A 13,051-nucleotide genomic window follows, 5' to 3' on the forward strand; every position below is an offset into this window, starting at 1 on the left:
CTAGAACATGGCAGCAGGTCGCAAGAACCTGCGCCGCTTGCCGGGGGCGCACCGCCTGCCGCCATCGAGGCGGCCGTGGCGACCCCGCCTCTACCGGTCGGGGCGAATCACGCTCTGGCCACGATGAATCCTCAAAGGAGAGAACATGTTTGTCGATAAACGCTTTGCTCGCGCTGCCGCCCTGCTGGCTTGCTCCGCCGTCTTTTCCTTCGCCCACGCCGAAGACGCCGCTCCGGCCAAGCTGCCCAACGTGGTGATCCTGGCCACCGGCGGCACCATCGCCGGCACCGGTGCTTCCACCACCACCACCATCGGCTACACCGCCGCCAAGGTCGGTGTCGACAAGATGATCGAAAGCGTGCCGGAACTGAAGAAGGCCGCCAACGTGCGTGGCGAACAGGTGGTTCAGATCGCCAGCGAAAGCATGACCAACGACGTCTGGCTGAAGCTCGCCAAGCGCGTCAACGAACTGCTGGCGCAGAAGGATGTCGACGGCGTGGTCATCACCCACGGCACCGATACCATCGAAGAAACCGCCTACTTCCTCGACTTGACGGTGAAGAGCAAGAAGCCGGTGGTGATCGTCGGCTCCATGCGCCTGTCCACCGCGATCAGCGCCGACGGCCCGATCAACCTGTACAACGCCGTGCTGCTGGCCGGAAGCAAGGAAGCCGTCGGCAAGGGCGTGCTGGTGACGCTGAACGACCAGATCAACGCCGGCCGCGATGTCACCAAGACCAATACTTCCACCGCCGACACCTTCAAGACGCCGGAACTGGGCTTCCTCGGCTACATGCAGGACAACAAGCCGCACTTCTACCGTCTGCCGGTACGCAAGCACACCGCCGAGACCGAGTTCGACGTCAGCAAGCTCGACAAGCTGCCGCAAGTCGACATCGTCTACGGCTACGCCAACATGAACCGCGTGGCGCTGGACGCCGACGTCGCCGCTGGTGCCAAGGGCATCGTCCAGGCCGGCGTGGGTGACGGCAGCATGGCCGCTCAGATGCTGCCCGCCTTCCGCGAAGCCCGCCAGAAAGGCGTCATCGTGGTACGCAGCTCGCGCGTGGGTTCCGGCATCGTCGCCCGCAACGGCGAAGTGAACGACGACAAGGAAGACTTCGTCGTATCCGACACGCTGAACGCGCAGAAGGCCCGTATCCTGCTGATGCTGGCCATGACCAAGACCAACGACACCAAGAAGATCCAGCAGATGTTCTACACCTACTGAGCGGCGCTTCGCCCGGTCACAAACAGCAGCCCGCGGGCTGCTGTTTTTTATTGGCGGGAAGCCAGTCCGGCGCGGCAAAAGGTTGGCCGAAGATTGCCCGTGCAGGCCCGGGAGTGCGCCGCACGCCGTCTGCAATAGCGAGACGTGCCGGCTGGGGAGGCAGGGAAAAAGGTATCGACACGCCTCAGGATAGAGGGAGTTGCAGCGCCTCGGTGCTGGCGGGGCGCGCACGCAAGGCGGCGTACCAGCGCTCCAGTTGCGGGCGGGACGTGCGCTCCAGCGGTAGGTTGAGCCAGAGATGCACGCTGCAACCGAGCACGATGTCGGCCATGGTGAAGCGCTCGCCGTTCAGCCAGGTGTGCCCGGCCAGCTGCTGCTCGAGCAGGCCGGCCAGCCGGTCGACCTTCACGCGCGCGGTGTCGATCGCGTCCTGGTTGCGCTGCTCCGGGGCCACGCGCAGCAGGTTGTAGATCGCCGGCACCAGGGCCGGGTTGAACACCGTGGCCTGCCAGTCCATCCAGCGGTCGGCGTCGGCGCGCTGCTGCAGATCGTCCGGATACAGGCTGCCGTGGCCGTACTTGGCGGCCAGATAGCGCACGATGGCGTTCGATTCCCACAGGGTGAAGCCGTCGTCGTCGATTAGCGGGATGGTGCCGTTCGGGTTGCGTGCCAGGAATTCCGGCGTGTCGAGCCCGCCGAACGGGCCGCCGGCGTCGATGCGCTCGAACGGCAGCCCCAGTTCGGCCGCGCACCAGACCACCTTCTTGACGTTGAGCGAGTTGAGCCGTCCCCAGATTTTCAGCATGCCTTGGTCCTTTCGTGGTGGATTCGGCCATTGTAGCCCGAAACCGCTGGACGGCTTCGGGCGAGGGTTCAGGGCCGCGGCTTGCCCTGCGCCGTGATGACCACGTTGCCGTACGTCAGCTTTTTGTCATGGGCCTTGTGTGGCATTCTGGAGAGAATGGGCGCAGCAGCCCGAATTGCCACCTTCAGGGCACCTGTTGCTTGGCCCTCGAGCCGAGGAGTTACCGATGGTTGCCGTTCCCGATCTCTTGCTTTTTGCCGGTGCCTCCCTGCTGATGGTGCTGACGCCGGGGCCGAACATGATCTACCTGATTTCGCGTTCGATCTGCCAGGGGCGCCAGGCCGGGGTGATCTCCTTGTTTGGGGTTGTAACCGGCTTTCTGGTCCACATGCTGGCGGCCGCTCTGGGATTGTCCGCGCTGTTCCTGGCGGTGCCCTTTGCCTACGAACTGCTCAAGTGGGCCGGGGCGCTTTATCTGCTCTGGCTCGCCTGGCAGGCCGTGAAGCCGGGGGCGCGCTCGCCGTTCGAGCCCCGGCAGCTCGCGGCGGACCCTGTGCCCAAGCTCTTCCTGATGGGCTTTCTCACCAATCTGCTCAATCCCAAGGTCGCCGTGTTCTATCTGTCGATCTTCCCGCAATTCGTGTCGCCCGAGCACGGCTCGGTGTTCGGGCAGAGCGTCACGCTGGGGCTCACACAGATTGCGGTGAGCTTCTCGGTCAATCTGCTGATCGCGCTCAGTGCCGCCGGCATGGCGTCATGGTTCGCGCGCAAGCCGTTGTGGCTGGCGGCGCAGCGCTACCTGATGGGCTTCGTGCTGGGGGCGTTGGCACTGCGCCTCGGCCCTCGAGCCGCGTCGCAGCGTCTAGTCGTGTGGTGCGCGCCATGAGTAAACGCATCCTCGTCATCCAGGGACATCCCGACCCCGCCGGTGACCACTTCTGCCATGCGCTGGCGGAGGCCTACGTCCAAGACGCGCGCGAGGCCGGGCACGAGGTTCGGCTGATCGAGGTGGCCACGCTCGACTTCCCGTTGCTGCGCTCCAAGGAGGAGTTCGATAACGGTACGCCCGTCGAAGTGATCCGGCGGGCGCAGGAGAGCATCAACTGGGCCGAGCACCTGGTCATCGTCTACCCGCTGTGGCTGGGCTCCCTGCCGGCCTTGCTGAAAGCCTTTCTGGAGCAGGTGTTCCGTCCGCAGTTCGCTTTCGACCAGTCCAACGGTAAGGGATGGCGCAAGCGCCTGAGCGGTAAATCGGCCCGCATCGTCGTCACCATGGGCATGCCGGCGCCGATCTACCGCTGGTATTTCGGCGCTCATGGCCTCAAGAGTCTGAAGCGCAGTATCCTCGGCTTTTCCGGCATCGGGCCGATTCGAGACAGCCTGATCGGCATGGTCGAGGCGGAGGATGGCGAGCGACGTGGCCGGTGGCTGGAAACGATGCACCGGCTGGGGCGGGAGGGGCGTTAGGGCGGAAGCACCCTGGCCATCTTCAGACGATAAAAAGCCCCGCGTGTGAACCACGCGGGGCTTTGTTATGGGTGCTCAGCGCCGGCCGCGCGGTTTGGCGCTGCCGCTGCTCGCGGCGGCCTGGCGCGAGGCCGGCTTGGCGGTAGGTTTGCCACCCGGTTTGGCGGAGGCTCCTGCCGGCTTGCCGCGCGTGGCAGCCGGAGCGCGGCCGCGTGGCGGCGCGTCCTGGAAGCGCTGGGTCGGGTGGTGCGCGGTGCGCGCCACGTTGAAGCGCTTGCCCTTGTCCTCGGCGCCCTTGGGCGGAGTCGGCGGGATCAGCTGGTGCTTGCCGTAGCCGATCAGGTCCTGGCGGCCCATGTTGATCAGCGCCTCGTACAGGATGTGCCAGTTGTCCGGGTGGTGGTAGCGCAGGAAGGCCTTGTGCAGCTTGCGGCGGTAGCCGTCGCGCACCACGTCGACCTTTTCCGAGCTGCGCGCCAGGCGCTTGAGCGGATTGCGCCGGGTGTGCCACATGGTGGTGGCCATGGCCATCGGCGTCGGCGTGAAGGTCTGCACCTGGTCGAGGCGGAAGTTGTTCTTTTTCAGCCACAGCGCCAGGTTCATCATGTCCTCGTCGCTGGTGCCGGGGTGGGCGGCGATGAAGTACGGGATCAGGTACTGTTCCTTGCCGGCCTGGCGGCTGAAGCGCTCGAACAGTTCCTTGAACTTGTCGTAGGCGCCCATGCCCGGCTTCATCATCTTCGAGAGCGGGCCTTCCTCGGTGTGCTCCGGGGCGATCTTGAGGTAGCCGCCGACGTGGTGCGTCACCAGTTCCTTGATGTACTCCGGCGAGCGCACCGCCAAGTCGTAGCGCAAGCCGGACTGGATGTTGATCTTCTTGATGCCCGGCAGCGCGCGCGCCTTGCGGTAGAGCTGGATCAGGTGGCTGTGATCGGTGCCCAGGTTCTCGCAGATGTCCGGGTAGACGCAGGACAGCTTGCGACAGGACGTCTCGATCTTCTTGTCCTTGCAGGCGAGCCGATACATGTTGGCGGTGGGTCCGCCCAGGTCCGAGATGTGGCCGGTGAAGCCGTCGGTCTTGTCGCGGATTTCCTCCAGCTCCTTCAGGATCGATTCTTCCGAACGGCTCTGGATGATGCGGCCCTCGTGCTCGGTGATCGAGCAGAAGGTGCAGCCGCCGAAGCAGCCGCGCATGATGTTGACCGAGTACTTGATCATCTCCCACGCCGGGATGTGCGCCTTGCCGTAGGACGGGTGCGGGTTGCGTGCGTAGGGCAGGCCGAACACGTGGTCCATTTCCTCGGTGGTGAGCGGAATCGGCGGCGGGTTGAGCCACACGTCGCGCTCGCCGTGCAGTTGCACCAGGGCGCGGGCGTTGCCGGGGTTGGATTCCAGATGCAGGATGCGGCTGGCGTGGGCGTACAGCACCGGGTCGTGCGCCACCGCCTCGTAGGCGGGAATCCTGACCACGGTCTTGGCGCGCTGCGCCTTGCGCGCCGCCACGCGCTCCTGCAGCGGCATGAAGGTGATCGGCTGGGCGGCGGCGGGGTCCTTGCCCTGGCCGCTGGCGCAGGCGGCTTCTTCCTTTTCCGGCACCATCTCGTACGGGTTCTGATGCGCCTCGACCTTGCCCGGCTGGTCGAGCGTGGTGGAGTCCATCACCTGCCAGTCGTCGCCCGGCATCCAGCCGTGCGGCGCCAGGAAGGCGGTACCGCGCACGTCGCGGATCTCCGACAGCTTCTCGCCGGCGGCGGCGCGGTGCGCCACTTCCACCAGCGCGCGCTCGGCGTTGCCGAACAGCAGCAGGTCGGCCTTGGAGGTGACCAGCACCGACTGGCGCACCTTGTCGCTCCAGTAATCGTAGTGAGCGATGCGGCGCAAGGACGCCTCGATGCTGCCGATCATCACGCCGACGCCAGGGTAGGCCTCGCGGCAGCGCTGCGCGTACACCGTCACCGCACGGTCTGGGCGCTTGTTGGCCTCGGCGTGCGGGGTGTAGGCGTCGTCCGAGCGCGGTTTGCGGTCCGCGGTGTAGCGGTTGATCATCGAGTCCATGTTGCCGGCGGTGACGCCGAAGAACAGGTTGGGGCGGCCCAGTTCGCGGAACGGCTCGGCCGAGTGCCAGTCGGGCTGGGCGATGATGCCGACGCGGAAGCCCTGCGCCTCCAGCAGGCGCCCGACCAGCGCCATGCCGAAGCTCGGGTGGTCGATGTAGCAGTCGCCAGTGACGATGATGATGTCGCAGGAGTCCCAGCCCAGCTCGTTCATTTCGGCACGGGTCATCGGCAGGAACGGCGCGGTGCCGAAGCGCTGGGCCCAGAATTTGCGGTAGGAGGTGATCGGTTTTACGGGGGCGGAAACGGTGGTCATGGTGCGTGCGATTATTCGGTTGACGCGCATTGTGCCAGATTTTGCCCCCTGATATCAGTAAATTTGATTGTTTTTCAAGGGCATAACCCCATTTTCAGGCGGGTTTTTGGGGGAGGGATGGGGTTGGCCGAAGGCCGCGGAAAACGGCCTGCATCCGACGCGGCACGCCCGGTGCATTCGGAATATCGACGCTAAATCGGGTACAATCGGGCCATTGGAATCCACCGAAACACTAGACATTCATCCCATGAGTACGGAAAACAACGCGCCCGTTGTCAGCAACTTCATCCGCAACATCATCGACGAGGACCTGGCCTCGGGCAAGCACGCTTCCATCGTGACGCGCTTCCCGCCCGAGCCGAACGGCTACCTGCACGTCGGTCACGCCAAGTCGATCTGCCTGAACTTCGGTCTGGCCGACGACTACCAGGGCAAATGCAACCTGCGCATGGACGACACCAACCCGGAGAAGGAATCCGACGAATACGTCCAGTCCATCAAGGACAGCGTGTCCTGGCTGGGTTTCAAGTGGGATGGCGAAGTGCGTTACGCCTCCGATTATTTCCAGCCGCTGTACGACTATGCGGTGGAACTGATCAAGGCCGGCAAGGCCTTCGTCTGCGACCTCAACGCCGAGGAAATGCGCGCCTACCGCGGCAGCCTGACCGAACCGGGCAAGAACAGCCCGTACCGCGACCGCAGCATCGAGGAAAACCTCGATCTGTTCACGCGCATGAAGAACGGCGAGTTTCCGGACGGCAGCAAGACGCTGCGCCTGAAGATCGACATGAGCTCGGGCAACGTCAACATGCGCGACCCGGTGATCTACCGCATTCGTCGTGCCCACCACCACCGTACCGGCGACACGTGGTGCATCTACCCGATGTACGACTACACCCACTGCATTTCCGATGCCATCGAAGGCATTACCCATTCGCTGTGCACGCTGGAGTTCGAAGACCACCGCCCGCTGTACGACTGGGTACTCGACAACATCAGCATCGGTTGCCACCCGCGCCAGTACGAGTTCTCGCGCCTGGAACTGCTGTATGCGCTGACCTCCAAGCGCAAGCTGCAGGCCTTGGTGAACGACGGCCTGGTCACGGGCTGGGACGACCCGCGCATGCCCACCATCGCCGGGATGCGCCGCCGCGGCTTCAGCCCGGCCGGTATCCGCCTGTTCGCGCAGCGCATCGGCGTGTCGAGAGGGGAGAACATCATCGACATGAGCGTGCTGGAAGGCGCCGTGCGCGAGACGCTGGAAGCCGAGGCGCCGCGCGTGATGGCCGTGCTCGACCCGATCAAGGTGACGCTGACCAACTTCGAAGACGGCGTGACTGCCAGCCGCAGCGCGCCGTTCCACCCGCACCACCCTGAATTCGGCGAGCGCGAAGTGCCGATCTCGCGCGAGATCTATATCGAGCGCGACGACTTCGCCGAAGTGCCGCCGCCGAAGTGGCAGCGTCTCACCGCCGGCGGCGAAGTGCGGCTGCGTTACTCCTACGTGATCAAGTGCGACGAGGTGATCAAGGATGCCTCTGGCCGCGTGGTCGAGCTGAAGTGTTCGATCGACCACGATACGTTGGGCCAGAACCCGGTCGGCCGCAAGGTCAAGGGCGTGATCCACTGGCTGTCGTGCGAGCACGCCATCGAGGCTCAAGTGCGTCTGTACGACCGTCTGTTCACCGAGCCGCGCCCGGACGCCGTGCGCGGCGAGGATGGCGAATACGTCGACTTCCGCCAGTTCCTCAACCCGCACTCGCTCGCGACCGTGACCGCCTGCGTCGAAGACGTGGTGCTCAAGGCCGAGCCGGAAACGCGCTACCAGTTCGAGCGCCTCGGCTACTTCGTGACCGACCGTTACGAGCACCAGCCGGGTGTCAAGGCAGTGTTCAACCGTACGGTAGGGTTGAAGGATTCCTGGGCCAAGTAAAAACCTATTTCATTGGGCGGCTGTGCCTTTGCATCTTGAGTGCCGGCGCTGCTCTGAGCGTGCGAGTCTCTGCACGGAGACTCGGTCAGCCATGATCCTCATGGGCTACGTGTCCATTCCGGTTCCAGTGCTCCGGCAGCCCTCAACCTGCTTTGGCCAGCTCGCCTACTAAAATCGGTTGTTGGCTGATCCGCATTAGTAAAATGGCGGCCCCGTGGGGTCGCCATTTCTTTTGGCGTGAGGCCTCCGCGTCGAATGGCCGGCAAAACGATTCGTTGACGCATGTCAATAGCTTGCGGTTGCTCCAGGCTCACTATGGGAGTTGAAGCCATTCACGATCGGAGGTCAAAATGTTCCCACTACTACGCAGAGTTGTTCCCGTGGCCGTGCTGGTGTTTGCCGCCCAAGGCAGTGCATGGGCGGATGCCAAGCTGGACGTGGCGATGAAGCAACTGGCGGCGACCAGCGGCTGTGTTGCCTGTCATAGCATCGAGTCGGGCAAGCCGGGTCCGGCTGGCGTGGCGCCGATCGGTCCCGCGTGGCAGGACGTTGCCGCCCGTTACAAGGGTCAGGAAGGCGTCTCGGAAAAGCTGCTGAAAACCGTGATGGAGGGTTCCAATCCCTATGCCAGCCACTGGAAGGGCAAGGTGAGTGGATTGGCGATGCCGCCCAACGCGGTGGCCATCCAGGAGGCGGATGCCAGAAAGCTGGTCCAGTGGATTCTGGACTTGAAGCAATGAATTCCGTCTAGGCCGTCGGGCCCGCGACAAGGTGTTCGGGCTCGCCATACGGCAAAGAAAAGCGGCGTCCTGATGGCGCCGCTTTTTCTATATATACCTGCTTGTCGCCAAGGGTGGGTCCCGGTGTGTGCCGTCAGCCCGTCCGGATCAGGGTGGCGAGCGACGGAACAGACCGAAGATTTCGCTCTTCTCGCGTGGCCGGCTGCCCTGCCAGAGCATCTGCCAGCCGGGTTCGGCCGAGGCCCTCGGCCGGGGTGCGGCTGACCAGCAGGTAGTGGCAGGGGACCGGACGACCGGGCGTGTACGGGGTCAGCTTCAGTCCGCCGAAGTAGTGCCAGCTCAGTCGTGTCAGCAGATTGTCGCGTTCGGTGGCCACGCAGCGCGCGTCGGCGGGCAGCGCACGCATCATGCTCACCACCACCGGCCGATAGCTCTTGGCGGCGTCCAGCCACGGCAGCCACAGGCTCATCGCCAGCCCCCAGAACAGCGTGATGCCAGCAGCCCAGTTCGTCACTGCCTGCCGTCCGCGCAGGTTGCGGCGCGTCACCGCCCACAGCCACACCAGGGTGGCAAACAGCGCGCACAGTGCGGCCAGTGTCGAGACCGAGGGTTCGTAGTAGGGGCTGAAGTACTTGGCGCGTTGCGCCAGCCGTTCTGGCCAGCCAAAGTTCATCGCCGCCCAGCCGGCCCAGATCAACAGCCCGAAAAAGCCGAAGGTCATCAGGCCGAACCAGTTCAGGAACGCCGCGGCACCGCGCTTCAGGGTGTCGAGCTCGACCGCGGCCAGCATGGCCATCGGCAGCAGCATCGGCAGGGCATACTCCGAGCTTTGCCGAGTAGACAAGGTCAGCAGGATCATGACCACGCCGAAGAACATCAGCGGCAATTGCAGTACCGGCTTGTCGAGATGGCGGTGGCGGTACAGCGTCCACGCTGCCAGTGGCCAGGCGGGCCAGGTGTACCACAGCGAAACCAGGGGGTAGTAGCCGAAATCGTGGAAGACACCGACATGGCCGAAGCCGTTGAGCGGTCCCAGCGCGTGTCCTTGCCACCAGGCGGCGAATACCGCCGGCTGCGCCTTGGCCAGCATCATTGGCCAGATCATCATCAGCGGCAGGGCCAGTACCAGGCCCATGAGCAGGGTGATCAGGTAGCGTTGGCTGCGCCAGGCGCTGAACGCCGGCAGCAGGATTGCCACCAGCCAGATCAAGGTTACCTCGAGCAGGCTGGCCGAGAGGAATACCGTCGCGGTGGCGGCTCCCAGGATTGCCCCGGCCAGGCCCGGGGAGCGCAGCGTCAGTACCAGTGCGTAGAAGGCCGCGGCAAAGCCGGCAAAGCCGGCGACCGCGGCATTCATCTGGTGGCCGGTGGCGATCAAGCCGATGCATCCGATCAGGATCAGCACCACGCTGCGGCCGTGGCGCCGGCCTATCAGTTCACGTCCGGCCAGACCGGCCAGCGTCAGCCCGATCGCCATGAAGAACGGCGTGGCCAATCGGGCCGCGTCGTGCAAGGGCAGGGCCCAGGGGGACAGCAGCCGCGCAAAGCCGGCCGCGACCCAGTAATACAGCGGTGGGGACTCTAGGTACGGCAGACCCTGGATGGAGGGCAACAGCCACTGGTGGTGCCGCAGCATGCCTTCGACCACCGCCAGGACGTAGGGCTCGTCGGGTTTCCATGGGTCGTGGCCCAAGATGCCGGGCCAGAGCCAGACGAAGGTCAGCAGCAGCAGAAGCCAGGGCTTCTCGGTCGGTTGGGCGAGACGGGGGTCGGAGTCCGGGGTGTACGTCAGCATGCGGGAGCGGGAAGGGCGCGGTCAAAGGCAGTAGCTTAGCGCCCATTTCACCGGGCGGCTACGGCTACGCGTCTGGAGTATTGGCGGGATGGCTAAAGGCACGGCGGCCGGCATCGGCTTGTCGTCGGCACGGTGGTGCGTCCTTGCCATGGTTGATGGCGGGATCGCTTCGGGTTTGGCGGCTGTCGGGCAAGGCAATGGAGGGCGGAATGCAAAAAGGCAGCTCGCGCTGCCTTTTCTCTACCCGAAGGGGCAATCCCGAAGCGCTTAGCGCTTGAAGAAGCTGCCGAACTTCTGGTTGAACTTGTCAACGCGGCCGGCGGTGTCGACGATCTTCTGCTTGCCGGTGTAGAACGGGTGGCACTGGGAGCAAACTTCGATCGTGAAGTTTTCTTTGGCCATGGTCGACTTGGTCACGAACTGGTTGCCGCAGGAGCAGGTCACGTTCACTTCGTGATAATTCGGGTGAATATCGGTTTTCATCGTGGTTCCCTTTCAAATCGGGTACAGGGGTTTTGCCTGTACCGCTTGTCGAAACGCCAGATTATCCGCCCTTTGACTTGACTTGACAAGCGCAAGGGGCGGCGTTTCCGTAAATGACGGACTCAGCGCGGGTGAAAGAAACCGCAGCGTGCCCGAGGCTGGTCGGGGACGCGCAGCCGGCCAACTGGCACGGAGAGCGTCATAGGTCCGGCATGGGGGCGGCGGGTTTATTTCCAGCCTAATCAGGCGCGGCGCCAGGTGGTGCCTTGGGCACCGTCTTCCAGGATCACGCCTTTGGCTGCCAGTTCGTCGCGGATGCGGTCGCTTTCCGCCCAGTTCTTGGCGGTGCGGGCGTCGCGGCGGGCCTGGATCAGTGCCTCGATGGCGTCGGCCGACAGTTCGGCCGCGGTACTGCCACCTTGCAGGAACTCCTGAGGGGCACGCTGCAGCAGGCCAAGCACTGCGCCCAGGGCCTTCAGCAGGCCGGCCTGCGCGGCGGATTCGCCGCGGTTGACTTCACCGGCCAGATCGAACAGCACGGCCATGGCTTCCACGGTGTTGAAGTCGTCGTCCATCGCCTGCCTGAAGCGGCGGGCGTAGTCATTTTCTTCCCAGTCGATAGCGATGTCGGTCGCTGCCACGTTCTTCAGCGCGGTGTAGAGGCGCGTCAGCGACTGCTTGGCGTCATCCAGGTGTACGTCGGAGTAGTTGAGCGGGCTACGGTAGTGGGCACGCAGGATGAAGAAGCGCACCACTTCGGCATCGTACTTCTCGAGCACTTCGCGGATGGTGAAGAAGTTGCCGAGGCTCTTCGACATCTTCTCGTTGTCGACGCGGATGAAGCCGTTATGCAGCCAGTAGTTGACGAAGTCGTGGTTGTGCGCGCCTTCCGACTGGGCGATCTCGTTCTCGTGGTGCGGAAACTGCAGGTCGGCGCCGCCGCCGTGGATGTCGAAGTGTTCGCCCAGGTGGTGTTCGCTCATCACCGAGCATTCGATGTGCCAGCCCGGGCGGCCTTCGCCCCAGGGGCTCGGCCAGGAGGGTTCGCCCGGTTTGGCGGCCTTCCACAGCACGAAGTCGAACGGGTCGCGCTTGTTGACGTCCACTTCGACGCGCTCGCCGGCACGCAGATCTTCCAGGCTCTTGCCGGACAGCTTGCCGTAGCCGGGGAACTCGCGTACCGCGTAGTACACGTCTCCGTTCGGCGCGGGGTAGGCGCGGCCGTTGGCGATCAGCGTCTCGATCAGCGCGATCATGCCCGGCACGTGCTCGGTGGCGCGCGGCTCGAAATCGGGGTGGATGACGCCCAGTGCATCGAAATCCTCGTTCATGGCGTCGATGAAGCGGGCGGTCAGCGCCTGGATCGGTTCGCCGTTCTCGGCGGCACGCTTGATGATCTTGTCGTCGATGTCGGTGATGTTGCGCACGTAGGTCAGGTTATAGCCGGTGGCGCGCAACCAGCGTGCCACCATGTCGAACACCACCACCATGCGGGCGTGACCGAGGTGACAGTAGTCGTACACCGTCATGCCGCACACGTACATGCTGGCTTTGCCGGGCGTGATCGGTTTGAAGACTTCTTTCTGTCGGGTCAGGGTGTTGTAGAGGTTCAGCATGGTGGTCATAAACCTGTAGCGTCGAAGGCAAAAAAGGGCATTGTACCAGAGCGGTCAAGTGCCTGTTGTGCCGGGACAACGCCGCATTCAATGCCTGGCGGACAAACTTGGGTTGAGGCACTTGTCATGAAGGCCGATGCAGCAAGCCTTGCAGGGCAAGCTCCGGGCGAGGCAGGCGCTGATGATGTAAGGGCCGGGGTATTGCCTGTTCTCAAAGAGGAATAAAAACGGTTATCATTAACTTGATACTACACAACTCGGAGTCAACTCACGTCATGCGTACCCTGCTTGCTTCTGCCCTGATGGTCTTCGCTGTTTCCAGCTATGCCGCTGATGCCGACAGCTTCACCCTGAACCTGACCGACAAGGGCTTCGAGCCGGCCTCCCTCGAGGTGCCGGCAGGTAAGCCGTTCAAGGTAATGGTAAACAACCAGACCAAGAAGACGGCCGAATTCGAAAGCAAGCAGCTGCACAAGGAAAAGGTTGTGGCTGCAGGCAAATCGGTCAGCGTCAGCTTTGCCGCGCTGAAGGCCGGCACCTACAACTTCGTTGACGAGTACAACGAAGACAAGGCCAAGGGCACCATCGTCGCCAAATAAGTTTTACCGTCG

At 63.9% G+C, this 13,051-nt stretch carries 11 protein-coding genes; 6 read left to right on the top strand and 5 right to left on the bottom strand.

The window, feature by feature from the left end:
- Positions 1-145 precede the first annotated feature (145 nt).
- Positions 146-1,231 (top strand): type II asparaginase, encoded by a 1,086-nt coding sequence (locus tag ABKF58_RS11125; RefSeq protein ID WP_482580706.1) that lies wholly within the window; start codon positions 146-148, stop codon positions 1,229-1,231.
- A gap of 184 nt (positions 1,232-1,415) precedes the next feature.
- Here ABKF58_RS11125 and ABKF58_RS11130 read toward each other — a convergent pair whose 3' ends face one another.
- Positions 1,416-2,036 (bottom strand): glutathione S-transferase family protein, encoded by a 621-nt coding sequence (locus ABKF58_RS11130; protein ID WP_482580707.1) that lies wholly within the window; start codon positions 2,034-2,036, stop codon positions 1,416-1,418.
- Positions 2,037-2,262: 226 nt separating this feature from the next.
- Here ABKF58_RS11130 and ABKF58_RS11135 point away from each other — a divergent pair, with 226 nt between their 5' ends.
- Both ABKF58_RS11135 and ABKF58_RS11140 read left to right on the top strand, forming a co-directional pair.
- The gene (locus ABKF58_RS11135; protein WP_482580708.1) at positions 2,263-2,922 is read left to right on the top strand and encodes a LysE family translocator; all 660 of its coding nucleotides are present in this window, start codon (positions 2,263-2,265) and stop codon (positions 2,920-2,922) included.
- Complete coding sequence (locus ABKF58_RS11140) at positions 2,919-3,503, top strand: NAD(P)H-dependent oxidoreductase (RefSeq protein ID WP_482580709.1); 585 nt, start codon at positions 2,919-2,921, stop codon at positions 3,501-3,503. Before ABKF58_RS11135 ends, ABKF58_RS11140 begins: the two co-directional genes overlap by 4 nt.
- 75 nt (positions 3,504-3,578) lie before the next feature.
- Here ABKF58_RS11140 and ABKF58_RS11145 read toward each other — a convergent pair whose 3' ends face one another.
- Entirely contained in the window at positions 3,579-5,873 is a 2,295-nt protein-coding gene (locus tag ABKF58_RS11145) for a YgiQ family radical SAM protein (RefSeq protein WP_482580710.1), read from the bottom strand.
- A gap of 247 nt (positions 5,874-6,120) precedes the next feature.
- Here ABKF58_RS11145 and ABKF58_RS11150 point away from each other — a divergent pair, with 247 nt between their 5' ends.
- Both ABKF58_RS11150 and ABKF58_RS11155 read left to right on the top strand, forming a co-directional pair.
- Complete coding sequence (locus tag ABKF58_RS11150) at positions 6,121-7,806, top strand: glutamine--tRNA ligase/YqeY domain fusion protein (protein ID WP_482580711.1); 1,686 nt, start codon at positions 6,121-6,123, stop codon at positions 7,804-7,806.
- A gap of 350 nt (positions 7,807-8,156) precedes the next feature.
- Positions 8,157-8,546, top strand: a complete 390-nt coding sequence (locus tag ABKF58_RS11155) for a c-type cytochrome (protein WP_008954334.1) — start codon at positions 8,157-8,159, stop codon at positions 8,544-8,546.
- 133 nt (positions 8,547-8,679) lie between these two features.
- Here the strand turns inward: ABKF58_RS11155 and ABKF58_RS11160 are convergent, their stop codons facing one another.
- From ABKF58_RS11160 to cysS, 3 genes are all read right to left on the bottom strand, one after another.
- Positions 8,680-10,341: an ArnT family glycosyltransferase gene (locus ABKF58_RS11160; protein WP_482580712.1), complete on the bottom strand. Its 1,662-nt coding sequence runs from the start codon at positions 10,339-10,341 to the stop codon at positions 8,680-8,682.
- Between the two features lie 267 nt (positions 10,342-10,608).
- Positions 10,609-10,824 (bottom strand): 50S ribosomal protein L31, encoded by a 216-nt coding sequence (gene rpmE, locus ABKF58_RS11165; protein ID WP_008954336.1) that lies wholly within the window; start codon positions 10,822-10,824, stop codon positions 10,609-10,611.
- Positions 10,825-11,066: 242 nt separating this feature from the next.
- Positions 11,067-12,440 carry a cysteine--tRNA ligase gene (gene cysS, locus ABKF58_RS11170; RefSeq protein WP_482580713.1) on the bottom strand — a complete coding sequence of 458 codons (1,374 nt, stop codon included), beginning with the start codon at positions 12,438-12,440 and terminating at the stop codon, positions 11,067-11,069.
- Positions 12,441-12,715: 275 nt separating this feature from the next.
- Here cysS and ABKF58_RS11175 point away from each other — a divergent pair, with 275 nt between their 5' ends.
- Positions 12,716-13,039, top strand: a complete 324-nt coding sequence (locus ABKF58_RS11175) for a cupredoxin domain-containing protein (RefSeq protein ID WP_008954338.1) — start codon at positions 12,716-12,718, stop codon at positions 13,037-13,039.
- Positions 13,040-13,051: the final 12 nt, after the last annotated feature.

The sequence above is a fragment of the Pseudogulbenkiania sp. AW2-16 genome (assembly GCF_056824575.1).

Coding starts and splice junctions, on each gene's coding strand:
- ABKF58_RS11135 (WP_482580708.1), top strand. CDS start 2,263: ATGGTTGCCGTTCCCGATCTCTTGCTTTTTGCCGGTGCCTCCCTGCTG.
- ABKF58_RS11160 (WP_482580712.1), bottom strand. CDS start 10,341: ATGCTGACGTACACCCCGGACTCCGACCCCCGTCTCGCCCAACCGACC.
- ABKF58_RS11140 (WP_482580709.1), top strand. CDS start 2,919: ATGAGTAAACGCATCCTCGTCATCCAGGGACATCCCGACCCCGCCGGT.
- ABKF58_RS11130 (WP_482580707.1), bottom strand. CDS start 2,036: ATGCTGAAAATCTGGGGACGGCTCAACTCGCTCAACGTCAAGAAGGTG.
- ABKF58_RS11145 (WP_482580710.1), bottom strand. CDS start 5,873: ATGACCACCGTTTCCGCCCCCGTAAAACCGATCACCTCCTACCGCAAA.
- ABKF58_RS11150 (WP_482580711.1), top strand. CDS start 6,121: ATGAGTACGGAAAACAACGCGCCCGTTGTCAGCAACTTCATCCGCAAC.
- ABKF58_RS11155 (WP_008954334.1), top strand. CDS start 8,157: ATGTTCCCACTACTACGCAGAGTTGTTCCCGTGGCCGTGCTGGTGTTT.
- rpmE (WP_008954336.1), bottom strand. CDS start 10,824: ATGAAAACCGATATTCACCCGAATTATCACGAAGTGAACGTGACCTGC.
- ABKF58_RS11125 (WP_482580706.1), top strand. CDS start 146: ATGTTTGTCGATAAACGCTTTGCTCGCGCTGCCGCCCTGCTGGCTTGC.
- cysS (WP_482580713.1), bottom strand. CDS start 12,440: ATGCTGAACCTCTACAACACCCTGACCCGACAGAAAGAAGTCTTCAAA.
- ABKF58_RS11175 (WP_008954338.1), top strand. CDS start 12,716: ATGCGTACCCTGCTTGCTTCTGCCCTGATGGTCTTCGCTGTTTCCAGC.